Here is a 24,407-nt window from a genome sequence, read left to right as displayed (position 1 = left end):
GTGTAAACTTTATGCATGTGGACTATTGTTTGAGTTCCGCATGCACCAAACAGCGAGAGCAAACAGCCTGACCCAGGGGGAAGGGCTGTTTGATTTTCGGTTAAGAGGAGAGAGACGGTCATGACGAATAAAAGTACGATTGCCCAAGTGGGCCGCCATGTAGGGGAAACGGTTACAATCGGCGCTTGGGTAAACAATAAACGATCTAGTGGTAAAATTCAGTTTCTGCAACTGCGGGATGGCAGCGGGTATATTCAAGGGGTTATCGTGAAAAGCGAAGTGTCCGAGGATATTTGGAATGACGCCAAATCCTTGACTCAAGAGAGCTCCCTTTACGTTACTGGAGTGGTGCGTGAAGAACCGCGTAGCCAATCAGGCTTTGAATTAACGGTTACAGGCATTGACATTATTCATTTGACCGAAAACTACCCGATTACACCCAAAGAGCACGGTGTAGATTTCCTGATGGATCATCGTCACTTGTGGTTGCGTTCCGCCAAGCAACGTGCTGTTTTGATCGTACGGGCGGAAATTATCCGTGCTGTACAGGAATTCTTTAACGGCAACGGCTTTACGAAGGTGGACCCACCTATTTTGACTCCTTCCTCTGCAGAAGGCACAACAGAGTTGTTCCACATTAAATATTTTGATGAAGATGCGTATTTGACACAAAGCGGACAGTTGTACATGGAAGCCGCGGCAATGGCGCTGGGCAAAGTGTATTCCTTTGGTCCAACTTTCCGTGCGGAAAAGTCCAAAACACGTCGTCACCTGATTGAGTTCTGGATGATCGAACCTGAGATGGCTTTTGTGGATCATGAAGAATCCTTGCGCGTACAGGAGCAGTTTGTAAGCCATATCGTGCAATCTGTTCTGAAAAATTGTGCGAAGGAGCTTGAAACCATCGGACGCGATGTTTCGAAGCTGGAGCAAATTCAAGGCGAATTCCCACGTATTACGTATGATGAGGCGATTGCCTTCCTTCAAGGTGAAGGTTTCGATATCCCATGGGGGGAAGACTTTGGTGCTCCTCATGAAACGGCGATTGCCGAAAGATATAACAAGCCTGTGTTTATTACACATTGGCCGACACACATTAAGGCATTCTATATGAAACCAGACCCGACCCGTCCAGAGGTTGTTCTGTGTGCCGATATGATCGCTCCTGAAGGCTACGGCGAAATTATCGGGGGTTCCCAACGGATTGATGATCCAGCATTGATGGAAGAACGTTTTAACGAGCATAACTTAGCTCGTGAAGCCTACCAATGGTATATGGATCTGCGCACATATGGTACCGTTCCGCATTCTGGTTTTGGATTGGGCCTGGAGCGTACAGTAGCATGGATTTGTGGACTCGATCATGTACGTGAAACGATTCCGTTCCCACGTATGCTGTATCGTTTGTATCCGTAACCGATGACCGGATCATTCGACAAGACATCAGCGGCAGAATGGGCGGAGGGAGTAGCCTTTGCTATGGAAGCCGGAATGGTCCAGATTCCCTACGCCCTGCTCAAGCATTATCGAACACTTCGGCTGGCAGATGGCGAAATGCTGCTACTGATGCAGTTGCTTGCCTTCAAACAAGCGGAACGTAATGAATTTCCGACATGGGAACAATTGCAGGCCCGTATCGGATGCACTGCGAATGAAATCGCACTCTATTTCAGTAAGCTCATGAAAGAAGGATTTTTGAGAATTGATTCCGTAGAAGACCGCAGTTCATCTGTACAATTCGAACGTTACAATTTGACGGGGCTGTATCGTAAGTTGGCAGAATGTATGATCGCCGAGCGTAACGAGCAGCACGATGAAGATGACATTTTGTTTGCCGGAAAGCCGGATTTACTGAATGGAATATCTGAATCCCCGCTTACAGAAGAACGGAATTTGTTCACGATTTTCGAGAAAGAATTCGGGCGACCATTATCACCGATGGAATACGAGACGATCACCAGCTGGGTGGATCAGGATCGGTATCCCGAGGAGCTTATTTTGCTGGCTTTGAAGGAAGCGGTATTTGCAGGGAAGGTACATTTCCGGTATATAGACCGCATTTTGCTGGAGTGGAGCCGAAACCGTGTCCGTAATGCACAGGATGCCAAAGAATACGCCCAGCGATTCCGTGGTGGCGGACGCAATTAATGTATCGGTCTAAGCCTTTTAGGTAGTAGACTTATATATGAAGGCTGTTACTGCAGATTGGCTATTGTGCAATGAGGACAACATGGAATATCGCCTGTGCGCGTGAGCTAAGCCGAAATGAAGACGAGTAAATAGGCTTTAATGATAGAGGACACACCATTCCGTCAGGAGGGTGTGTCCTTTTTAAATTATTTTTTCGAAATATGCAGGGGAAGGGAATTTCCTGGCGTCTATAGTATTGGGAAGGGGGAGAGCGTCATTGATATAGAGAGAATCATTGAACGAATACGGTCTGGTGACCGGCAGGCGTTCCGTGAGATCGTAGAGCTGTACAGCAAGCATGTATTTCATATCGCCTATTCGGTGCTGCATGACAGCAAGGAAGCAGAAGATGCCGCGCAGGAGGCATTCGTTCAGGTGTACAAGTCTCTCCCCCAGTACCGGAACGAAGGTTTTAAAACGTGGCTGAGCCGAATTGCGCTCCACAAAGCGCTGGATATTAAGCGCAAACAGGACAGACGCCCCGCAGAGCTAATAGACGTCGCACAATCCCTTGTACAGCTCCCTTCCCGGGATGAGGATGTGCTGGCTCGTCTCATCCGCGAGGAGCAAATTAAAGAACTATCGCAAAAAATCGCTCAGTTGCCCCAGCAACATCGGGATATTATTCAAGCCTACTATATGCAGGGCAAAACCTACGACCAAATTGCAGAAGAGACGCAGGTAGCTTTAAAAACGGTAGAGTCGAGACTCTACCGGGCGCGACTATGGATTCGAAACCACTGGAAGGAGGAGGAATGGCAATGACTGACCAACAGGATAAATCGTGGATTGAAGGGAAATCGAATGACTGGCATGCTTACATTGCAGGAACTTGCACGATAGAGGAATCTGCCCGGCTGGAAAGGCTCCTGCTGGAAGACGAACAGGCGCTGATGTTATATCTTGTTGCACTGGAGCAATTGGAGTCAACTATGAAAGATTATTCTGCCTGGATGGATACGGAGCGCTTCACAGATCAGGTAATGGCCGTTCTTCCCGAGCTAGAAGCTGAACCGAGTCAAGTTATGTTCAAAAAACGCCGCTGGTTTGAAAAACCTGTGTTTCACTATGTTGTCGCCGCAAGCCTAACGTTGATCTTGTTGTCCAGTGGAGCCTTTGACAAAATGATGCCGCAAACAGACGGAAAGCCGATTCCTCCAAAAGAACGCGTCTCTTACAGTGAAGAGGTCATGCGAGCTACCACGACCTGGCTCGATAAATTAAAGCCCTAAATCTTCGGATAAAGGGTGAGACGAAAAACTCAAAAACAACAACCTTCGGATGGGGACTTCATTAAAATCCCATAAATAGAAAGGAAGTGTAGCGATGCCTTATACGGAAAGAAGCAAGCTCTTGGCATTTCTATTGAACATCATTCCCGGTGTGGGACACTATTACTGGACCAGAAAAGCCAATGCGTTTGTATACACCATTTTGTTTTTCGGATGTCTGGCGGGAGGATTATTTTTTTCAGTGGTATCAAGAGACGAATTACCTTTATTGGCCAGTATGTTTGTTGCCGCTCTTTTTTGGGGACTGAGTATGCTGCATATTATTATTAGCTTGTTGCGTTATGATCCTCGTGCAGCTGCTGTTCCATATCCCCCTCATGTAGGACCTAATCCATATGGTTATTACTCGCAAAGTGGGCCTTATGGACAGGCTGGTTTAACAGGAGAGGTACCGGAGGAGGCAACACACGCAGATACGGATTCACCGGGGGCAGGAATGGGATATGGCCCAGGCTATAACCATTATCAACAAGGACACTATGGTATGGCAGGATCACCTGCTTTTCAAAAAGGATCGGACAATGAACGATTTTTTACGATTTTGCTGTCGTTCATTCCTGGATTGGGACACCTTCACTTGGGCCTGATGCAGCGTGGTTTGTCTTTTCTGCTATCTTTCTTTGGCTTTGGAGCGATCCTCGTTTTTATTACCAGCATTACAAACGAATCCGGATTTTTGGCGTTTGCGGGCGTGTTACCGATCATTTGGCTGTATTGCATGTTTGATGCGGTGCAGCATGTACATCGCAAACAAGCGGGAGAAATGCTTCAGGACCGTACTTTGTTTGAGGAACTGGAATATGGAAGAGTCGAGGGACGGCGGAGTAAAATGCTGGCTACCATTTTATCGGTATTTCCCGGTGCTGGACATATGTATATCGGTATGCAAAAGCGTGGACTCCAGCTCATGCTTCTGTTTTTAGGAGGCATCTATGTACTGGACGTGCTGCATCTTTCACTTTTTTTGTTCCTGATTCCGGTGGTCTGGTTTTATAGCTTTTTTGATGCGTTGCAGCAAGTAAGCCGTTATGGACGGGAGCCGCTGATCGACAAGCCTGTGATCGGTATGTTTGCACAATATCACCGCTGGGTAGGCTTGGGGTTACTATTGCTAGGAGCCTATTACATCTTAATCAACGTATTAGTTCCTACTTTGGAACGTCTGTTTCCGAATGGAGAGATTTATAATTTGGTTGACATGTATCTACGAACGATTATCGTATCCTTATTGTTGATCGGCGGTGGTATTTGGATGATGATCGGGAATTCCAAATCTAAACGAGTAAAGGAGAAGCAATAGAATGGATACTGAATTTTCAAAGAGTGAGGCTCCCTTTAAGGGAGCCCATCATCCTCAGAGCGATGGAGGAGGCTCCACAGGTATATTGGGTACATCATCTAACAAAAATAATTCCTCTAAAGCGTCAAACGCTCCGGCAGGGGTGTGGAAAGTCGGAAGGCTGTCCATGGGACTTTTCCTCGTCCTGCTGGGGAGCATAACGTTTGCCTCCAAGTTTTGGGGAGCGGGCATACTGGACCAGGCTTTGACCTGGTGGCCTGTCGTTTTTGTTTTGCTAGGTTTGGAAATTTTAATGTATACTGCTTGGAAGGGGACGCGTGAGCGTATTCGTTATGATGTATTCAGTATGTTTATTACGGCGGTATTGGTTTTTTGCTGTATCGGATTTGCCTTGGTCAGTTCATTGGGGATCACTCCGCAAGTCAGAGAAATAATGAGTTCGGTTCAGGAAACAAGGGTTCTCCCAGACTGGCATGAAAAACTGCCTGCCGAAGTGAACAAAGTGATTGTACAGGGAGAAGATCCTTATGCGGTCAAAATTGACGCAACCAGCTCACCGGAAGTGCATGTGTTCGGAAGTTATGTATACACAGGCAAAGAGGACGAAATAAAGGGTCAAGATTTATATCAGACCAAGCAAATCGGCGATACCTTGTATGTATTACTGGGTCAAATTCCGACACGGTTTATGCAGACTCAACAGCAGCTTGATGTTACGATTGCTGTACCTGAGGGAATTACGGTTACTGTGCGCGATAGCCGAGGAAATATAATTGAAAAATAGGGAGATTTTCCGGCTCCAACTTTACATTTTGTATCATTCACGCGATACTTGAAAAGGAAGCCTGAGATGTCATCCATGTCGCTAACTAATGGTGCATTTGCTTATCAGGCGAAACTTGATGGTGTGCAGTCGAATAGCGATTGTGATCGGAAATGAGGGAGAAAAATGATTTCGTTGAATCCTGATACGCTTACAGGGCGTGAAAATTATAAGCTGTTGACCGGAAGTATTATTCCAAGGCCGGTAGCCTTTGTAACGACTTTGAGCAGCGAAGGGGTGCTGAATGGTGCGCCGTTCAGTTATTTTTCTATCGTTGCTTCCGAGCCGCCACTGCTGTCTGTATCCGTACAACGTGTCGATGGAGTATCCAAAGATACAACACGTAATGCGATGGAGCATAAAGCTTTTGTCGTACATATCACAGACGAGGACAATGTGGGAGCGGTGAATGTGACGGCTTCCCGTCTGTCGCCGCAGGAGAGTGAGGTTACACTGGCAGGCCTTACCCCGATAAAAAGTACAAAAATCGCAGTTCCCGGTGTGACAGAAGCGAAAATACGCATGGAATGTATTCTGGAACAGGTGATACCGCTAGGAGGTAAGGAGGACACACCTGCTTGTGATCTGTTAATCGGACGCGTAGTGCAGTATCATTTATCCGAGGAAGCGTACCAAAATACGTATGTGATTGCTAAGGAGTTGCGTCCAGTAAGTCGGTTGGCTGGGAACAATTATGCGAAGCTAGGAGAGCAATTCACGCTGGAGCGTCCCCAATAGGGGGCGCTTTTTTTACAGCACGCCTTAAATTACATCGGAAGGATTCTTATTCATCACATTTCCTTTATGAAGGCAATGTTTAATCTGAATGTTGATATTATTGTGGTGTTTCGAGAGCCAAGTGTTTAAAATGAGTCCCTATTTTGTTGGAGTTCCCTGATGAAAAAACATTTGCCATTGACCATCGTTTAGTTTCCAAATGGAACTTCTTAATGACCTATTTCCATCGTCAATCGATTTAGTACAGTATGTTGAATGTACAAAATCTGACGACAACAACTTTATTTTAAAGTTGGTAATTATAAATGGTATGTAGTTCAAAGGAGCTCTATCATTTAAAAAAATTAATTGCAATGATTTGTCGTATTTTTTACCCGAAGAGCCATATTCAATATAATCATTAGCTAATAGCTTTTCAAAATCTTCTTTTCGATAATGCATTAACTGCTTTTCTAAATTCAATATAATCTCATGTAATTCTTTACTCACCTTATCACCTCAACTAAGATTTTATGTCACCACTAGGATAGGAAACTTTTTTAATAAAAAAGAGAACGTACCGTGCTTTTCGCTCAGGCCCCGTTCTCGATATTCAATAACCGCTTTTACTAATAATGATACACATCTTTGAGACTTATGAGTTTATTTACTTCAAAGTTTTCAGCAGCAGGGAGCGATACGTCGTTTCAAACAAAAATTCAAACGCCTCCAAATGCTTTTTAGCCTCAAATACATCACGGCCCCACGCATAAATGCCGTGGTTACGCAATAAAATTCCAGGCACCTGATCATTCAGTACACCAGACACCAGCCTGGCAATCGAGGCAATATCCGCGTAATTAGGCAGCACAGGAATATCAATCGCAGCATTTTCTTCCCAAATGTTAAAAGCCTTGATCAGCTCAATACCTTGGATAGGTACAGCGCTTTGCTCACCATAATATTCGGAAATCAGATTGTTAAACACGGTATGCACATGAAAAACTGCTCCACAGCCTGTCAGGCGGTAAATTTCGCAATGGATGAGCGTCTCTGCACTTGGCTTGAGGTTTGTGGCTTCTGCTGCTTTTCCGTATTGGTCTACGAACAGAAAATCCTCAGGAGTGCGTTTGGTCTTATCCTTGCCGCTGGCGGTAACTGCAAAATAAAATTGTTCGGGGTGAAAGTCACCGATTCGGATCGACAGATTACCGCTTGTGCCTGGGAACCAGTTGCGAGATGCGAATAGTTCTTTGACATCAGCGAGCTCTTCCAGTGCGCGGCGTTTTTCTTCCAATGAAATGTCTGCCAAGTTAAAACTCATTTACAGCACCCCTTGCTCCTGTTTTTGCTTTAAATCCTCGATAATGTCATCAAATGTTTCAAAGGGTACATGTGGTACGCCAAGTTCTTGACACTTTAAAGTCAGATGCGAACGGGAGTACACAAGATCGGCAATTTTAGCTCCTTCAAAATCGGTCAGACTGTCGCCGATCAAAATCCGTTCATATTGTTCGGGAGAGTATTGACGAATCACAGTCGTTTTACACATGCCGCAGTCATTTGTACACAGCTCCTCACATGGATGCGGCCACGTAATCTGGATGCGCTCCTCGGAAAAATCTGCTTTGTTGCAATAGATGTGGTCGTGTGGAATATCGAATGGTTTTAGCAATGGATCAATAAAAAAATCAATGCCGCCGCTGGTAACGAAAAATTCAATCTGCTGCTCCCGTACATAGTCCAAAAAGCGTGCAAAGCCCTCGCGTATACCAGCTTGTCCAAGTACATATGAGATAATTTCGCCCTTTTGCTCCGAAGGCATCAAGGCGAACATCGCACCTACGCCTTCACGAATGGATGTATGCCCATTTACGATCTGATGCATGATGGGCTCACAGCCTGCAGGCTGAAAATGCTTCATAATGGCGACAATATTATCGCTGTTCGTAATTGTCCCGTCAAAATCGCAAAAAATGACGGGCTTCTTTGCTGTGCTCATCGTTCGCCCCCCCACGTGTCAAGCGCAGATTGCAGCTCGGGGTGAGTACGGGCGTATTCTGCCAGCGGGACATTCTGCTGTACGGCTTCAATCGCCTGCACAAAGGCGCGCCCACCGGCTTCTGTACCTAGCGGATGGCCGTGAATCCCACCCCCGGCGTTGACAACAACGTCAGTACCAAAGTCACGTACAATTAACGGCACGAGGCCCGGGTGAATCCCTGCGGAAGGGACAGGCATGCTGGCCTTCAGCGGTAGATCAGGGGTGATCAGTTCATCGCGGATCGCCATGTTTTCCTCACGCGGCATCGTCACTGAGCCGTAGGGAGAAGGGAAGAGGACGAGGTCAGCGCCAGCCAGCCGCATAAGCTGACCAAGTAGAACGGACGCCGATATACCATAATGTGGCGACGGATAAGCAGCTCCCGCCAACGAAGGATGAGCAGCAATTGGCACCGAGACGGCGGGATCGCTGCTAAGTTCATGCAGCACATCGTAACCGTAGGCCAACACGTTAAACAGTAACGCGTTGGCACCCGCGTCGATGGCCTTGAGAGCTTGCGTCTTAAGCTGCGAGGTCGGCCCCGTTAAATTAGCCGCATACAGCAGCTTTTTACCGGTTTCGCGCTCAGCCGCTTCGGCAGCTTTGATGCAGGCTTCGACACGTTTCTCAATTGGTGTCAGCGCATTTTCAAACAAGATCTCGTCATCCTTGATCAGATCGACACCGCCCAGAGCCTGCCGGGTAAACTGTTCACGAAGTTCGTCCAAATCGAGGCCAATCACAGATTTGAAAATGCTCATGAGTAAGGGACGATCATGCACGCCGAGCTGCTCGCGCAAGCCGCTGATACCGAATTTCGGTCCCGGAAAAGCAGAGCGGAAGGCTTCCGAGAAACCCAGCTTCGTTAGCTTAATTCGGCCGTCCATCGAAATTTTGCCGAAGACTGTGACCAGCAGTGCGGGAATATCCCGGCTGAAGTTGACATCCGGGTAAGCGATGGTCAGGTCGGCGTACCGTTCACCAGGACCTCCATCGTGAATATCCACAGAATGAACCGAGCCAAGATGCTTTTGCATCGCGTCCCGTTTGGCTTGCGGGAGCTCAGTCCAGCTGCCCACCGTCATGCCGATGGCAATAGATTGGGCCTTTTGGTTAAAATCGGCTTTGTCATCGTATACCCGGTAGGTCGCCAAGCAATAGCTCATTCAATTCCCTCCTTGAGTACAGCTCCCATCTCGCGGGATCGTTCAGCGCACCGCTGCACCGCTGCAATCACCGTTTCATAGAAGTCACCTTTGTCCAGCATTTCCAATGCAGCTACTGTAGAGCCATTAGGAGACATGATTTTGTGGCGAAGGGCAGAAGGCTCCTCTCCGGTTTGCTGTACCATGCGTGCCGCTCCAAGCGCGGTTTGCACCGTTAGTTCGTGCGCTTGCTCAGGGGTCAAGCCACCACGAATTCCCCCGGCAATCATGGCTTCCATCAGATAGTAGACATAGGCAGGGCCGCTTCCAGATATCCCGGTCAAAACATCCATTTTTTCTTCCTCTATAACCGTCACCGTACCTACAGATTCGAACATCGTAAGCACATTTTTACGCTGGTTTTCGCTGATCTCTTTGGAAAAGCTAATGCCTGTAGCTCCCAGCCCAATCGAGCTAGATGTATTGGGCATCGTCCGTGCGATCGGCTGCTTGCGACCCAGTAATGTTTGCATCGTACGAATGGACAATCCAGCGATGACCGATATGATCAGCTGCTCATCAGACAGAAGTGGGCCGAGCTGTCCAAGTGCTTGTGCAGCATCCTTGGGCTTCATGGCAAGCACAATGACTGGAGAACGACGCAGAAGCTCGGTTTTGGCGGCATCCTCGGTTTGGTACAAGACTCCATATTGCTTTTGAAGTTCCTCAAGACGAGCCTGATTACTGCGGTTGATAACGGTAATACCACTACGTTTAACGACAGAACGAGCCGTCATTCCACGAATAATAGCCTCTGCCATTGATCCTGCCCCGAAAAACGTAATTTGCTCGTTAATTAAAACTTTCGTTTGTGATTCACACATAGATTCATAACCTCCAAGGATACGGATTGATTTTTGTTATTATTCCCTGATTTGTCCAGTACCGTACACGCGATATTTGGTTGAAGTCAAGGCAGGCAATCCCATTGGACCACGGGCATGTAATTTTTGTGTGCTGATTCCGATCTCGGCACCAAACCCGAACTCAAAGCCATCCGTGAAGCGGGTAGAGGCATTGTGGTACACGGCTGCCGCGTCCACTTCTTGCAGAAAACGCTCGACATGGGCTTGGTCCTCGGTGACAATACACTCAGAATGCATCGTACCGTAACGGGCAATGTGCTCCAGTACTTCGTCCAAATTGTCCACGACCTTGACGTTCATAATGTAATCATTATACTCGGTGCCATAGTCCTCTTCTGTGGCAGGAACAGCCCAAGGAGCCAATTCTCGTGTGCGTGCGCAGCCGCGTAGCTCGACCCCCGCATCACGAAAGCGTTCTGCCAATCCTGTTAAGTGTGCTTTTGCATAATCCGAGTGTACGAGCAGTGTTTCCATCGAGTTACACACGGACGGTCTTTGCACCTTGGCATTCAGTGCAATCGCTTCGGCCATTGCTGCATCCGCTGTAGCGTCCAAAAAGGTATGGCACACACCTGCTCCGGTTTCGATGACAGGTACGGTAGCGTTCTGAACAACATTTTGAATGAGTGAACGCCCGCCACGTGGAATAATTACATCCAGCAAGCCGTTCAAGGTGAGCATTTCGTTGACCGAGGCACGGTCTGAATCTTCAATAAGTTGAAGTGCCTCGCGTGGCACAGCTGTTGCGTCTAGTGCCTGCTGGAGTACTTCGATAATCTTGCGGTTGGAGAAGAGGGCGGCCGAACCACCGCGTAGCACAACCGGATTACCTGTTTTCAAGCACAGGCCCGCGGCATCCACGGTTACATTTGGACGCGCTTCATATATGATGCCGATGACACCCAGCGGCACACGTATCTTCTCAATTCGCAGACCGTTTGGACGTTCAATTTGCTCAAGGGTGTCGCCGACCGGGTCAGGTAGTGCCACAATTTGGCGTAATCCTTCGGCAATTGCCCCGATTCGGTCCTCGGTCAGCGTGAGGCGGTCGAGCAGCGATTCCGATATTCCCAATTCCCGTCCATGTTTCAGGTCATTATGGTTTGCTGCAATCAGCTCTTCAGTATGGTTTACTAGAGCTTCAGCCATAGCAAGCAATGCTTCGTTTTTCTGTGCTGTAGTCAGGCGATTCATGACCCCGGCACTTTTTTTGGCAAGATTCGCTTTGGTTCGTACTTCGCTAAACTGATTCTCCTCGGTTGTAACTGTGTTTGTCGTTAAATCACTCATGTTACGGCCTCCCTACATACATAATGTAATCCATTCATCCCTGTGAATCACCTCAAGCCGGTGAATGGGACCAATTTTGCCCACAACCTCACCGCTCGGTAATCCTTGTACCATTCGAAGCTGTTCATCGTCATAATTGACGATGCCACGTCCTAACACTTTATTTTCCGGTCCGAGCACCTCAACGACATCTCCGGCATGAAAGCTGCCCTCGACACGTCGTACGCCAACCGGAAGTAGACTGTGTCCTCCGTGAACCAGCGCGTCCTCGGCCCCTTCGTCTACATGCACCGCGCCCAGAGGGGTGGACATAAATCCAAGCCATTGTTTTTTCATCGGAAGTGAAGAGAGGTGAGTGTCAAAATATGTTCCCGGTCCGTGTCCTTCAACGGCTGCGTCTAGATCGCCATTCGCGCTTACACGTCCCACATATACAGGCACACCGCCGCGTGTAGCGACTTTGGCAGCTTCGATCTTGGATCGCATGCCGCCAGTACCTACAGACGATCCAGAACCTCCAGCTAATGCATAAATCTCCTCTGTAATTTCTTCGATACGTTCAAAACGTACGGCATTCGGATGCTTGCGCGGATCTGCCGTATATACGCCATCGGTGTCCGTAATGATAATCAGATGCTGAGCTTTGACCAGATTGGCAACCAGCGCGGACAGCATATCGTTATCGCCGAATTTCAATTCGTCAATTGATACCGTGTCATTTTCGTTAAAGATCGGGATAACCTGCTGGCGCAGCAATTCTTCTACGGTCATTCCGGCATTGTTCATCCGTTTGCGGATCAAAAAGTCACTACGGGTAAGCAGAACCTGCGCGATCACTAGGTCAAAATCTTTAAAAGCCTGCTCATAGGCCTGCATGAGAAGAGCTTGGCCAACAGCCGCTGCCGCCTGCTTTTCATGTAGCAGCTTAGGGCGAAACGGGTACCCAATCTCTCTGAATCCGGCGGCTACTGCGCCTGATGTAACCAGCAGCACTTCATAACCTTTTGCACGAAGCAAGCTGATTTCCCGGGCAAAATAAGCGATGGCTTCCCGATTCAAGCCACCTTCCACTCCAGTTAGAGAGCTGCTACCGATTTTAATGACGATACGTGTTGACATGACGTCCACTTCCTTAATTTTACTCTTTTTAATGCAAAAAAACTTCCATCCTTTGTATGCAAAGGACGAAAGTTTGTGCTTCCGCGGTACCACCTTCATTGATGATTCATGATCATCCCACTTGAAACCTGTTAACGGCAGGGGCCGCCTGATTGCGCAGGGCGCTCGGGGATAGGAGTTGGGAGAGAGTCCAGGTAAATTCTTGCAGCCTATCGGAATTTACTCTCTGAACAGGACCGGGTCTCTCTTAATAGTCCCTTCAACGCGCTAAATGATATTGGATACAGAATACCACGAAAAGACCAGGTTTGGCAAAGAAGTTGTAGCTGGAAAATACGGATTAACCAAACAGGTTTAGCTTGCCAATTCGATCAGCCGCCTCGGTCAGTCGAGCTTCTGAGCTCAGCAGCCCCGCTCGCACATATCCTTCGCCGCCACTCCCGAAGCCGATCCCTGGAGCGACAGCCACCTTGGCTTCCCGCAACAACAGATCGGCAAAAGAAGTAGAAGTATAGCCCTGCGGCACAGGCAACCAACTGAAAAAGGAGCCGCTTGGGCGTGTCGCCTTCCAGCCGATTTGCCCAAGTGCATCATAAAAAGCGTTACGGCGCGATTCATAACGGGCAACCAGCTCGCTTACGCAGTTCTGCGAGGCCGTCAAGGCTGTTGCTGCGGCTGCCTGAATGCCGCCAAACAAGCTTACATAAATATGATCCTGCAGCAGGTTAATCATCGAGATGATTTCGGCATTACCGAGCGCGAAACCAACACGCCAGCCCGCCATATTGTACGTTTTGGACAAGGTATAGAACTCAATCCCCACGTCTTTAGCACCCTTAGCCTGTAGGAAGCTTACCGGACGTTCGCCATCAAATCCAATAGCGCCATAGGCAAAATCACTGGCAACCACAATGCCGTTACGTTGCGCGAATTCAACCGTATCCTCGTAAAAGGAAAGTGGAGCAGTAGCCGAGGTAGGATTATTCGGATAGTTAAGGAACATTAGCTTAGCGCGGCGGCGGTCTTCCGCGGAAATGGCTTCATAGTCGGGCAGAAAACGATTCTCTTCCTTTAATGACAGAAAAGACATTTCCGCTTTAGCCAAGGCTACACCTGACCAGTAGTCCGGATAACCGGGATCAGGGACGAGACATACATCACCGGGATTGAGTAGGACTTGTGGGAGCTGAACCAAACCCGTTTTTCCGCCAAACAGGATGGCGACCTCACTTTCAGGATTGAGCGTTACACCGTAATCCTCCTGATAGCGCTGGGCAACGGCTTCCTTGAGAAAGCTATAACCGCGAAATGGCGAATATTTATGATATAGCGGGTTATCTGCTGATTCCTGCAAAGCTTTTACAATATGAGAAGGAGTGGGGGTATCGGGGTTCCCCTGTCCGAGATTAATGACATCATGCCCCGCCGCGATTTCACGGTTTACATTTTGTACAAGTGTGGCAAAAAATTGAGTGGGTAACTGTTTCATGACGTCAGAAGAAGGAATAGAAAAATGAGTCATCCATGTACACGACCTTTTGGAATAGTTTAAGAAATAATCTATCACGATTTTACCGAGCTGTATAGGGGGAATTAAGCTTGCATGGTTGCGTAATCCAGACTGATCGGGCTATGATGGGAGAAAATACCGGACAATGGGTCACGAGAAGCTCCGGCTCACAAGGAGGATGAAGGATTTTGACGTATCAGGAAGCTCAGCCGTTCAGTGTTGCACTCATACAAGCTCACATAGAGATAGGAAATCCCCCGGAAAACCGCAGTCATATCCGAGCTTTAATGGAACAAGCGATGAAAGCCGAACTGAAGCCGGATCTGATTGTCCTGCCAGAAATGTGGAACACAGGCTATGCCTTGGAGCGCATTCATGAGCTGGCGGACGAAGAAGGGACGGAGACTCGGGCATGGATAGCAGCATTTGCCGCCACCCATCAAGTGAATGTAGTAGCAGGGTCAATCGCAGAGAAAAAAAGCGACGGTCATGTGTATAATACGATGCTCGTTTTTGACCGAACAGGTAGAGAGGTTGCTTCGTATTCCAAAATTCATCTATTCCGACTTATGGATGAAGAAAAATATTTGCAGCCTGGCGAAGAAAAGGTTTTATTCGCACTGGATGATGGGATTCAGGCAGGTGCGTCGATCTGCTATGATATCCGGTTTCCTGAACTAGCCCGCAGTTTGGCCCTGTCGGGCGCAAATTTGTTGATCGTACCCGCAGAATGGCCTCATCCTCGGCTGCATCACTGGCGCATCTTGCTGACCGCACGTGCTATAGAAAATCAAATGTATGTCATTGCTTGTAACCGGGTAGGTCGCAGCGGAGATACTGATTTCTTCGGGCATTCGCTTATTATTGATCCATGGGGAGAAATCATTGCTGAGGGCGGAGAGCAGGAGGAGATTCTCACAGGAACGATTGAGTCTGGCTTGGTGCAGGACGTGCGTGGTCGTATTCCGGTGTTTGAAGATCGGCGTCCCTCACTGTATGACCGATAATCAGTGTAGAAAGGAATACTCCATGCTTAAGGAACGCATTGAATTTTTGTGTAAAAAGAAAAACCTGTCCCGTAAAGAGCTGGTAGACGGGCTGGTGACACCTGCACATTTTGCGAATATACTGGCCGACCGTTACCCGTTAGCAGAGGATCTGGCCGAGCAAATTGCTGGGCGTTTAGGTGTAAACCCATCGTACCTCTTACGTGCAGCGGCAGAGGATGAGGAAACGCTGGCTACAGCGGATAAGATTTTTACAGAGCTGTCCAAGCTGGCTAATCCTGCCACGGAAGGCTATGTGGATCAGCTGGAGGATCGCAACGATTCACTGGTAGTGGAAATGACGACTTATTTGATGAAGGCCGTTTATTACCAGCAATTAAATGACCCAACGGCCTATGAATATTTACATCAAACCTATTTGAATTTTTATTTGGAGAAGTTTGGTCGTTCGGATGAGGTGGAGCTGCCCGCACCGCTAAAAAAAGCAATTTTATTTTATAAAATCCAGTATCTCCGCTCTAAAAATCATTATTATGATGTGCTGAATAACGTTACGCAGTTAATCCGATTGGTGGAAGAGGGGACGGAAAACTGGCTCAATGCGCAAAACATTATGATGGAGGCCTGCATTCAGGTTAAGCAATTTGATCAGGCGAAGCAGGTATTCGAGCAGACGATGCGAAGGGTGTATGATGATCGGCTTTTTCACCGTTTGACGGGCCTGTATGTAGCTTACAGCGGATATTGTTTTGCCATGGGTTCTGTACAGGAAGCACTGTTAACGCTGTCTATGGCTGAGGCCAATCTAGTCTATTTGGAAAATGCGGCAGATATGCTCACGACCATCCTGAACAACCGGATTATTATGCTGACATCGATTGGAGAGCTGGACAAGGCATTGGAGGAAGTAGGGCGTTTTGAAGCGCTGGTGAGTCGGGAGCGGGAGGAAATGCAGCAGATGATGCTGCCCGTTACGCTGATATATCGTTGTGAGATTGCGTTTGTGCGGAAAAATTGGGGCCTTCTCTCACAGCATTTGGATCAGCTTCGCCAAACCAATCTGACAACAGATCAGCAAATGGGGCTTGATTTTTATGAAAGCCAGCTTGCGCTTGCTCAGGGAAATCAGGACGCCTTTTGGATGCATGCCTTGCAATGCTTGCCTTATTTTGAAGCTCTTCAGCATCCAGCGCGGCTTGAACAGTTATATGAAACGCTGGCTGTGGTGTCCGAGGACAGTCGTCGTTATAAAGAATCATCTGCGTATTATCGTAAACTGGTCTATCTTTTAAGAAAAAAATAGTCAGAAATCATTCGCTTTTCACAAAACTATCGGATAGATTGTTCGAAAGAATACTCGGAAGTGTGCAAAATTTTGTGCGAACCGTGCCAAAGTTCAAAAATAAACCGACAAAATACAGGTTGAAGCTCCTGTTTTTCCGGTTTTTTTGTATGTGCCAAAACGTATTGTGATGTCAGGAACCGTCTTCTATACTGAATTCATAAGGTACGACAATACAAAATACGAGGTGCAATCACATGATGAACTTTTTCGGTAAAAAGAAAAAACAGCAGGATGCGATAGAACAAGCAGACCAACTGATGAATAAAGGCCTGTCAGGCTTATTTATGAAAGGTCTAGTACCCAAAGAGCATCGGGAACAGATCAACCAAAGCCTAAATTCGGCAAGACAAGCTCAAACAGCGGCTAACGGTGGTTTGGCGATGGCAGCGACTGCGGTTATTATTTCGGTAACAGATACCGGGAAGCTCGTGAATTTTGATCCGATCGTAGTGCTAGTGCTAGATGTGACAGAAATTAACGGCAATCGATACCAAAAAACGTTGGAAACGCTCGTATCCAAGCTGCAAATCCCGCGGCCTGGAGATACGGTGGGTCTGGGAAGCAACCCGAAAAATCCATCAGAGCTGATCTATATGGGTCTGGTGACAGCGTAAAATGAATGAGGTGTTTCACCCTATCTTGCTGACATATATTTTAAACAGATGATTGAAAAGGGGTTTTGAAGGATGAAAGGATTTTTGAGTATGATCGGGGTACTTCTAGTGTTTGGTGTAGGCTTCTCACCATTCTTGGCTAACTACTTATGGAATGATCCATTTTTGATTATGGATGCTCCGTGGTATCGGCCGTTAATTTATACAGGCTTTGCGCTTATATTTCTACCTGGTATTATAGGTGCGTTTTTCGGAGGGGGTAAAGTCAAGAAGGGTGCTCCTGGGGTAGGGATCATTACTAGTGTTCAGCAAACAGGGACTTATGTAAACAATCAGCCGCAGGTAAAACTTGGGTTGACCGTAACCAAACAGGGAGAAGACAAATATGATACTGCTTTGACGACGATTATTCCTTTAACTTCCATGGCTCAATTTCAGCCAGGCTCGATCATTCCACTCGTAATATCGGAGAAAGACAAAAAGAAAGTAGGACTTGACCTGAAAGGGCAGGTGTCGCAGATGGATTTGCAAGCGTTAATGAATGAGCAAATGGTCAAGCAGGGCGTATCGCCCGAGCTGATGGAAATTGCCAAAACCGGTGAGCAGGCATATGCAAAGGTGCTGGATGTTACACCCATGGGTGAAGCGGGATCCGATAAAATTAAGCTTCAATTTACGCTGAGTGTAACGAAAAGCAACGGCGATACCTTTAATGTAACCACGCAAAAGGATGTTTTTTCTTCCCAACTATCCAAGCTGCAGCAAGGAAGCATTATAGAGGTCATTTATTCACCTCAAGATCCTTCGAAATTGGTCTTTAAAACACAAGTGAGTGAAGCCGAGGTACAGCAAGCATTTGGTTCTTCTCGATCATAAAAAAGTTTTTTATGATACCTGTTTCAGATACAGCCTATAGGTGTATTATAATAGTATCCCGACACCAGGAGGTTGATAACGATGGATAACCAAAGTAGATCCGAACTGGCGAATAGGGATGGCCTGTCACGGCCGAGAGGCTTAAATAGACAGGTTGTCGGAAACAACTATGAAATGGGCTATGATCAGGACAAAAGTCCACCACATCTAGGGAGACCCTGATCACAACAAGGCGAGGACAGACACTTTGGGATCACACAGCACATTGGAACTGAGGTAGGACATTCTTGGATACCAAGACTAGAGACCTTAAGGAAAGAAGTGATGCGGGATGGATAAAGTGGAGTTTCCGAGCAAGCGTAGAGTAATCAGGCGAGGCTGACATGAATTTCAAATGAACATGAAATGTGGTTCGTTGAAGACAGATGGAAGCAACATCGCAACAGTGTAATCGAACCCGTGATCTAATTGCAGTATTGAAAGTATAGGGGCGAAGCCCCAGGACCGTCTTCCTCTCTGGCTTGGGCTGGGGAGGAAGACGGTCCTTTTCACGTTCGAGGCTACTTTTGAGAAAGTTGCTCGACCGTTTCTCGGAAGGTATCAATAAAAGCTTCGGCAGCTTTAGACAAATAACGTCCGTTCCGGTAAGCAATGGCCAGGGTACGGCTGGGAGTAGGTTCGGCGAGTGGCAGCAATGCTGGAACAAACTCGCTACTGGCGGCCCGTGCGATAAAACGTGGGACGAGTGTCACGCCCATACCTGTCGCTACGAGCGATTGAAGGGTCTCCATATTAGTGCTTTCAAACACCACATTGGGTTCAAAGCCTGCTTGATGACATAGATCCATCGTCAGCTTGCGAAAGCCTTGCCCTTTTTTCAGGACGACAAAAGGCTCGTCTTTCAGTTCTTCCATATGCACTGGCAGCGGCTGGGTACCATTTTTACGCAGGGCTAGGGGATGACCCGGAGGAACAGCGAGATCAATCCATTCTTCACCGATGGGTACATAAGAAAGTGTAGGTTCTACTAAGGGAAGAGAGAGCAGGCTGAGATCTGTATCGCCACTTGCCGTTTTTTTCTCCAGATTCATGGATGAATCTTCGACTAACACGATTTCAATGTCTGGATGAGCCCTCTTGAATACAGGCAGCACATGCGGCAGCAAATGGGAGCCTGTGATAGGCATACTGCCAACGACGACCTTCCCTTTTCGCAGCTGAGAAATATCGTCCATTTCCTGCCGGAGCTGCTCGACTGCATCAACTATTTTTTTTGCCTTTTCTACAAAGCTTGCTCCTGCATGTGTTAATTCCACCGTGCTGGTGTTGCGTTGAAATAAAAGTACCCCAAGTTCTTTTTCAAGTTTGGACAATTGTTGGCTCAAAGAAGGCTGAGCAATATGCAGTTTTTCTGCTGCGCGTGAGAAGTTTTTTTCCGCTGCAATTTGCAGGGTGTACTGAAGCTGTCTGAATTCCATCGAATTTCATGCTCCTTATCTTATAAACTTTTCCTATTACATCATAGACTGATTATACAATAATAAAATTAAATGCCCAGTCCTGACGAATCTCATGTGTCACAAGTATTATATAGATGAAGCGTTTTGTCACAAATATCGTCTTTTAATATAGATAATGAATTCCTTTAACATTCTCCTGATAAAACATAATTAATCTTAGTTCTGGTTGTACAAAAAAGATCTGGGAGGAAAATGAATGCTAAAATGTTGGGGGCTACATACGAAAAAATCGGTGGCTGCACTCGTAGCGACGATGATGCTAGCAGTAAGCGGTGGGACGGCGATGGCAGTCGAAAAGGACACGTCGATTAAAAACGTAATTATTTTGATTCCAGACGGTATGGCTAATGACGCCACTGCACTGGCTAGATGGTACAAAGGATCCTCCTTAACGTTAGACAGCATGGCAAGCGGCATGGTGCGTACGCATTCTGCGGATGCTCCAATTGCCGATTCTGCTCCAGCGGGTACTGCTTTTGCCACAGGACATAAATCTCATACTGGGTATGTAGGTGTCCTTCCTGATGAAGCGACAATGCCTGGACAACAACCCAATGCAGGGGGTGACGCCAAAAAACCTGTAGCTTCCATTCTTGAGGCTTCCAAGCTGGCAGGAAAATCGACCGGAATTATTGCGACTTCCGAGATTATGCATGCGACACCAGCTGATTTTACCGCACATTATCCTGATCGTAAAAATTATGATGCACTCAGCATGCAGCAAGCCTACAACGGGGTTGACGTAGTGTTAGGTGGAGGCGGCAAGTTTTTGGAGGCAGCAGGGCGTAAAGATGGCCAAGATTTGGTAGCCCAAATTAAAGACCAGGGTTATGACTTTGTCACGACACCTGAAGGGTTGAAAAAATCGACCTCCAGCAAGCTCTGGGGCAGCTTTTCTCCCGAAGCCCTTGCGTATAACCTGGATCGCGATGCATCCAAGGAACCTAGTCTGGCGGAAATGACATCGAAAGCCATTGATGTGTTGTCCAAAAACGATAAAGGCTTCTTCTTAATGGTAGAAGGCAGTAAAGTGGATTGGGCCGCCCATGCAAATGATCCAACCGGAATTATTAGTGACGTGCTTTCATTTGACGATGCGGTGAAAGTGGCTGTGGATTACGCCAAACAAAACCAAAATACTGTCGTCGTAGCAGTGACAGACCACGGAAACGGTGGATTGACGATTGGTAGCAGCGATACAACTAGCAATTATGACAAAACGCCTTTAGCTGCTTTTATAGACCCGCTGAAAAAAGCGAAGCTGACGGGTGAAGGCTTGGAAGCCAAGCTGAATGCAGATCGCAGCAATATTAAAGAGGTGCTTTCCACGTATTTTGGCATCACCGATTTGACAGACGAAGAAGTGAAAACCATTAAAGATGCCAAAGAAGGCAGCATGAACTATGCTGTCGGACCGATCATTAGCAAACGTGCGAATATTGGCTGGACTACAGGCGGACATACAGGAGGCGATGTCGTGTTGTACACGTACGCGCCGAACGGAGACCGTCCATCCGGTGTAATCGACAATACGGATGTAAATAAGTATATGACACGTGTACTTGGACTGGACTTGGATACAGTCAGCAAGCAGCTTTTTGTTCCTGCAAAAGCCGCTTTTGAAGCTAAAGGAGCCAAGTTTACTGCGGATACGAAAGTCATTACAGTGACCAAAGGCAGTAACAAGCTGGAGCTTCCGGTATACAAAAATATTGCTATGCTGAATGGTAAAAATACCACGCTCAACGGTGTAGTTGTATTTAACGGTGTTGATTATTTTGTACCCCAGCAGGCAATTGATTTGATTCAGTAATATGCAGAATCATCGACAAGGGCTGTTTCTTCCATTAGAGGAAGAGACAGCTTTTTTGTGTGTTGAGCTAAATGTGTATTTTTTGAGGCGGAAGTTGAAGAAGGTTTTTATAAAATGGGATTTTTTGTGAAACTAGTCACGTTACATCTTCTTCGATATTGCTAGAATAATACATGTACGGTACAAGCCGCTGATGATGCGAAGTCCGGATGGACGAGGGAAGAAGGGATGAGTCACGGACGAATTATTACTGCGTCTGGCTGACGGCAAGGAATGGACGCATACGGAAATGATGGAGTTGCTGACACGTTTGGATGATGAGCCGACGCTACGGGCTCAACTGAGGCACCTGGCAGCTCGCACCAAATTGGAGCGCTATGGCAAAGGTGTTTTTTTACGGGGATTAATTGAATTCTCCAGTATATGTCGTCAGGACTGCATGTACTGTGGGCTGCGTGCTTCGAATAAACAGGCAGATCGTTACCGTTTGCAGCCGGAAGAAATTCTGGCCTGTTGTGCGGAGGGCTATGAACTCGGCTATCGGACCTTTGTGCTGCAAAGTGGGGAAGATTACTGGTTTACAGCAGCCCGGCTGACGAAATTGATTCGAGAAATTAAAAGCCGTTTCGCGGATGTGGCAGTCACACTGTCCATCGGTGAACGAGATGATGAAACTTATGAGCAATTATACGAGGCGGGCGCGGACCGTTTTTTGCTGCGGCATGAGACAGCTTCCCCCCGTTTGTACGCCAAGCTGCATCCGACGATGACGATGGAAAGCAGGCGCAGCCGTCTGCTGGCTTTGCAACGAATCGGCTTTCAGATCGGGGCCGGATGTATGGTGGGGTTACCAGGACAAACAAATAGTGAATTAGCAGACGATTTGGTCTATCTGCATAGCCTGTCACCAGATATGATCGGGATTGGTCCTTTTTTACCGCATAGCAACACGCCGCTTCGGGATGCCAGTCAGGGGAGCATGGAAAAAGCTCTCGATATTATTTCGTTATCCCGACTGGTTGTTCCAGATGCACTTATTCCGGCGTCCACGGCAATGGGAACGATTCATCCCCAAGGCAGGGAGAAGGCGCTTCAGGCAGGGGCAAATGTGGTGATGCCCAATTTGTCGCCACTGGCGGTGAGGCCTAAGTATGCGATTTATGAGAATAAAATATGTTTGGGAGATGAGTCTGCCCAATGTCGTCATTGCCTGGAACTGCGGATTCGTGGAGCGGGATTTGAAGTCGATATGGGGCGCGGTGATAGTTTGAGGGTGCAACGACAACTTATGAGATAGGAAACTTTGTGAGGCTATGACGGAAACATTGCAGTAACCATAAATAAGGAGATGGGTATACGTGAGTGGAGTACGGGAGAAAGTATCGGCGGATTTTATTAATGAAGCAGAGATTATGGCAGCAGTGGAGCAGGGGAAACAAGAGGCAACAGATCGACACCGTATTTTAGAAATTTTAGAAAAGGGGAGAGCCTGCCGGGGACTGAGTGCGAGTGAAGCGGCGGCTCTTTTACATGTGGATGATCCTGAATTATTGGAAGAGATGTTCAAATCTTCGAGGGCAGTCAAAGAGCAAATTTATGGCAACCGGATTGTGTTGTTCGCCCCTTTATATGTAAGCAACCACTGCGTGAATAACTGCGAATATTGTGGTTATAAACATACCAATGACAGCTTTACTCGTAGCCGTCTGACACCGGAGGAATTGGTGGAGGAGGTTAGAGTGCTTCAAGAACTGGGACACAAGCGACTCGTGCTGGAAGCGGGAGAAGACCCAGTTCATTGTCCCATTGACTATATCGTCGATTGTCTGCGCCAGATCTATGAGGTCAAGGTGGATAACGGCAGCATTCGGCGGATCAATGTGAATATTGCATCCACAACCGAAGAGGACTATCGGAAGCTGGCAGAGGTGGGCATTGGAACGTATATTTTATTTCAGGAAACGTATCATCGTGAAAGCTATCGTAAATTCCACCTGCAGGGACCAAAGCGGGACTTTGATTGGCACACTACGGCAATGGACAGAGCCATGCGTGCGGGTATAGATGATGTGGGGATCGGTGTGTTGTACGGTCTGTATGATTTTCGCTATGAGACCGTAGCGATGCTGAAACATGCCGAGCACTTGGAAGAAGCCTTTGGCTGTGGCCCTCATACGGTTTCAGTTCCACGATTGCGTCCGGCTGAAAATGTAGATCTGGAGCGATATCCGTACCTGGTCAACGATGAGGATTTTATGAAAATTGTATCCGTTCTTCGACTGGCTGTCCCTTATGCTGGAATGATCCTGTCCACGCGCGAGGAGCCGGAATATAGGGACCGCGTCATTGGTCTAGGCGTGTCGCAGATTAGTGCAGGTTCAGCTACAGGCGTAGGGGCATATGCAAAACAGGAAACTGATGATAAGCCTCAATTTGAGGTGGGGGATCATCGCTCACCATCGGAAATTATTAAAAGTCTGTGCCGTGGCGGATATATGCCGAGCTACTGCACAGCTTGCTACCGTGAGGGGCGAACTGGAGATCGTTTCATGGAGCTTGCCAAATCAGGACAAATTCATAATGTATGCCAGCCGAATTCGCTGCTGACCTTCCAAGAATATCTGCTGGATTATGGGGATGAGGAGGCACGTGAACTGGGAGCTGCCGCTCTGCGAGAAAATCTGGAGCGTATACCACGTGAATCGACGCGCCGTTTGACGCTTGACAGACTTGAACGACTGGAAGCAGGCGAACGCGATTTGTATTTTTAGCAATTTATATTATTCGTAGTATCATTTCACGCTATGAAATCTCATGATTTATAATGAACTTGAAAATAAAAAGCAGTCGCGTTGAAATCAGCGCGACTGCTTTTG

24 protein-coding genes are annotated in these 24,407 nt (G+C 47.4%); 15 read left to right on the top strand and 9 right to left on the bottom strand.

Translation table 11 applies throughout. The features are described from left to right. The first annotated feature begins 120 nt into the window (after nucleotides 1–120). The 7 genes from asnS to NSS94_RS14010 all read left to right on the top strand — a co-directional run bounded on the left by asnS (nucleotide 121) and on the right by NSS94_RS14010 (nucleotide 6,343). Nucleotides 121–1,416 carry an asparagine--tRNA ligase gene (asnS, locus tag NSS94_RS14040; protein WP_029517376.1) on the top strand — a complete coding sequence of 432 codons (1,296 nt, stop codon included), beginning with the start codon at nucleotides 121–123 and terminating at the stop codon, nucleotides 1,414–1,416. Nucleotides 1,417–1,419: 3 nt separating this feature from the next. Then, nucleotides 1,420–2,148, top strand: a complete 729-nt coding sequence (locus NSS94_RS14035) for a DnaD domain-containing protein (RefSeq protein ID WP_049816981.1) — start codon at nucleotides 1,420–1,422, stop codon at nucleotides 2,146–2,148. Between the two features lie 141 nt (nucleotides 2,149–2,289). Next, on the top strand, nucleotides 2,290–2,955 hold the full coding sequence (locus tag NSS94_RS14030; RefSeq protein WP_341039503.1) for an RNA polymerase sigma factor: 666 nt from the start codon (nucleotides 2,290–2,292) through the stop codon (nucleotides 2,953–2,955). Then, on the top strand, nucleotides 2,952–3,422 hold the full coding sequence (locus NSS94_RS14025; protein WP_341039501.1) for a hypothetical protein: 471 nt from the start codon (nucleotides 2,952–2,954) through the stop codon (nucleotides 3,420–3,422). Before NSS94_RS14030 ends, NSS94_RS14025 begins: the two co-directional genes overlap by 4 nt. A gap of 94 nt (nucleotides 3,423–3,516) precedes the next feature. Then, entirely contained in the window at nucleotides 3,517–4,782 is a 1,266-nt protein-coding gene (locus tag NSS94_RS14020) for a multi-tm2 domain protein (protein WP_340885717.1), read from the top strand. A gap of 1 nt (nucleotide 4,783) precedes the next feature. Beyond that, complete coding sequence (locus NSS94_RS14015; RefSeq protein WP_069011514.1) at nucleotides 4,784–5,566, top strand: hypothetical protein; 783 nt, start codon at nucleotides 4,784–4,786, stop codon at nucleotides 5,564–5,566. A 165-nt stretch (nucleotides 5,567–5,731) separates the two neighbouring features. Next, a complete protein-coding gene (locus NSS94_RS14010; RefSeq protein ID WP_069011515.1) occupies nucleotides 5,732–6,343 on the top strand; it encodes a flavin reductase family protein in 612 nt (203 codons plus the stop codon). A 138-nt stretch (nucleotides 6,344–6,481) separates the two neighbouring features. On the opposite strand, the gene NSS94_RS14005 is transcribed toward NSS94_RS14010, so the two are convergent. The 8 genes from NSS94_RS14005 to NSS94_RS13970 all read right to left on the bottom strand — a co-directional run bounded on the left by NSS94_RS14005 (nucleotide 6,482) and on the right by NSS94_RS13970 (nucleotide 14,368). Next, nucleotides 6,482–6,832, bottom strand: coding sequence for a nuclear transport factor 2 family protein (locus NSS94_RS14005; protein WP_318627176.1), 351 nt, complete (start codon nucleotides 6,830–6,832; stop codon nucleotides 6,482–6,484). Between the two features lie 157 nt (nucleotides 6,833–6,989). Further along, the gene (locus NSS94_RS14000; protein ID WP_029517383.1) at nucleotides 6,990–7,646 is read right to left on the bottom strand and encodes a methylthioribulose 1-phosphate dehydratase; all 657 of its coding nucleotides are present in this window, start codon (nucleotides 7,644–7,646) and stop codon (nucleotides 6,990–6,992) included. Continuing rightward, entirely contained in the window at nucleotides 7,647–8,324 is a 678-nt protein-coding gene (locus NSS94_RS13995) for a 2-hydroxy-3-keto-5-methylthiopentenyl-1-phosphate phosphatase (protein ID WP_341039499.1), read from the bottom strand. It lies immediately after the preceding gene. Further along, nucleotides 8,321–9,532, bottom strand: a complete 1,212-nt coding sequence (locus NSS94_RS13990; RefSeq protein ID WP_341039497.1) for a 2,3-diketo-5-methylthiopentyl-1-phosphate enolase — start codon at nucleotides 9,530–9,532, stop codon at nucleotides 8,321–8,323. The genes NSS94_RS13995 and NSS94_RS13990 overlap by 4 nt, the downstream gene beginning before the upstream one ends. After that, complete coding sequence (gene proC, locus NSS94_RS13985) at nucleotides 9,529–10,395, bottom strand: pyrroline-5-carboxylate reductase (protein ID WP_029517386.1); 867 nt, start codon at nucleotides 10,393–10,395, stop codon at nucleotides 9,529–9,531. Before proC ends, NSS94_RS13990 begins: the two co-directional genes overlap by 4 nt. A gap of 39 nt (nucleotides 10,396–10,434) precedes the next feature. Continuing rightward, complete coding sequence (locus tag NSS94_RS13980) at nucleotides 10,435–11,727, bottom strand: glutamate-5-semialdehyde dehydrogenase (RefSeq protein WP_341039496.1); 1,293 nt, start codon at nucleotides 11,725–11,727, stop codon at nucleotides 10,435–10,437. Nucleotides 11,728–11,739: 12 nt separating this feature from the next. Continuing rightward, nucleotides 11,740–12,945, bottom strand: coding sequence for a glutamate 5-kinase (proB, locus tag NSS94_RS13975; RefSeq protein ID WP_069011518.1), 1,206 nt, complete (start codon nucleotides 12,943–12,945; stop codon nucleotides 11,740–11,742). Nucleotides 12,946–13,186: 241 nt separating this feature from the next. Next, nucleotides 13,187–14,368, bottom strand: a complete 1,182-nt coding sequence (locus NSS94_RS13970) for a pyridoxal phosphate-dependent aminotransferase (RefSeq protein ID WP_165146862.1) — start codon at nucleotides 14,366–14,368, stop codon at nucleotides 13,187–13,189. A 176-nt stretch (nucleotides 14,369–14,544) separates the two neighbouring features. Between NSS94_RS13970 and NSS94_RS13965 the strand changes: the two genes are divergently transcribed. From NSS94_RS13965 to NSS94_RS13945, 5 genes are all read left to right on the top strand, one after another. Beyond that, nucleotides 14,545–15,363 (top strand): carbon-nitrogen family hydrolase, encoded by an 819-nt coding sequence (locus NSS94_RS13965; protein ID WP_341039494.1) that lies wholly within the window; start codon nucleotides 14,545–14,547, stop codon nucleotides 15,361–15,363. Between the two features lie 22 nt (nucleotides 15,364–15,385). Continuing rightward, a complete protein-coding gene (locus NSS94_RS13960; protein WP_029517391.1) occupies nucleotides 15,386–16,666 on the top strand; it encodes a helix-turn-helix domain-containing protein in 1,281 nt (426 codons plus the stop codon). A 236-nt stretch (nucleotides 16,667–16,902) separates the two neighbouring features. Next, nucleotides 16,903–17,322, top strand: coding sequence for a hypothetical protein (locus NSS94_RS13955; RefSeq protein ID WP_029517392.1), 420 nt, complete (start codon nucleotides 16,903–16,905; stop codon nucleotides 17,320–17,322). 72 nt (nucleotides 17,323–17,394) lie between these two features. Further along, nucleotides 17,395–18,198, top strand: a complete 804-nt coding sequence (locus NSS94_RS13950) for a hypothetical protein (RefSeq protein ID WP_165146856.1) — start codon at nucleotides 17,395–17,397, stop codon at nucleotides 18,196–18,198. Between the two features lie 81 nt (nucleotides 18,199–18,279). Then, nucleotides 18,280–18,420: a hypothetical protein gene (locus tag NSS94_RS13945; RefSeq protein ID WP_165082404.1), complete on the top strand. Its 141-nt coding sequence runs from the start codon at nucleotides 18,280–18,282 to the stop codon at nucleotides 18,418–18,420. 338 nt (nucleotides 18,421–18,758) lie between these two features. Here the strand turns inward: NSS94_RS13945 and NSS94_RS13940 are convergent, their stop codons facing one another. Beyond that, complete coding sequence (locus NSS94_RS13940; protein WP_029517394.1) at nucleotides 18,759–19,676, bottom strand: LysR family transcriptional regulator; 918 nt, start codon at nucleotides 19,674–19,676, stop codon at nucleotides 18,759–18,761. Between the two features lie 238 nt (nucleotides 19,677–19,914). Between NSS94_RS13940 and NSS94_RS13935 the strand changes: the two genes are divergently transcribed. The 3 genes from NSS94_RS13935 (at nucleotide 19,915) to hydG (ending at nucleotide 24,302) form a co-directional block, all read left to right on the top strand. Beyond that, nucleotides 19,915–21,531 (top strand): alkaline phosphatase, encoded by a 1,617-nt coding sequence (locus NSS94_RS13935; RefSeq protein ID WP_341039492.1) that lies wholly within the window; start codon nucleotides 19,915–19,917, stop codon nucleotides 21,529–21,531. Nucleotides 21,532–21,787: 256 nt separating this feature from the next. Further along, nucleotides 21,788–22,828 carry a [FeFe] hydrogenase H-cluster radical SAM maturase HydE gene (gene hydE / locus NSS94_RS13930; RefSeq protein ID WP_274385934.1) on the top strand — a complete coding sequence of 347 codons (1,041 nt, stop codon included), beginning with the start codon at nucleotides 21,788–21,790 and terminating at the stop codon, nucleotides 22,826–22,828. 61 nt (nucleotides 22,829–22,889) lie between these two features. Next, nucleotides 22,890–24,302, top strand: a complete 1,413-nt coding sequence (hydG, locus tag NSS94_RS13925) for a [FeFe] hydrogenase H-cluster radical SAM maturase HydG (protein ID WP_013310651.1) — start codon at nucleotides 22,890–22,892, stop codon at nucleotides 24,300–24,302. The last annotated feature ends 105 nt before the right edge of the window (nucleotides 24,303–24,407 follow it).

The organism is Paenibacillus sp. FSL L8-0644, from assembly GCF_038008165.1.
Lineage (GTDB): Bacteria > Bacillota > Bacilli > Paenibacillales > Paenibacillaceae > Paenibacillus > Paenibacillus polymyxa_D.
This window is presented reverse-complemented; position numbering and strand designations above follow the sequence as displayed.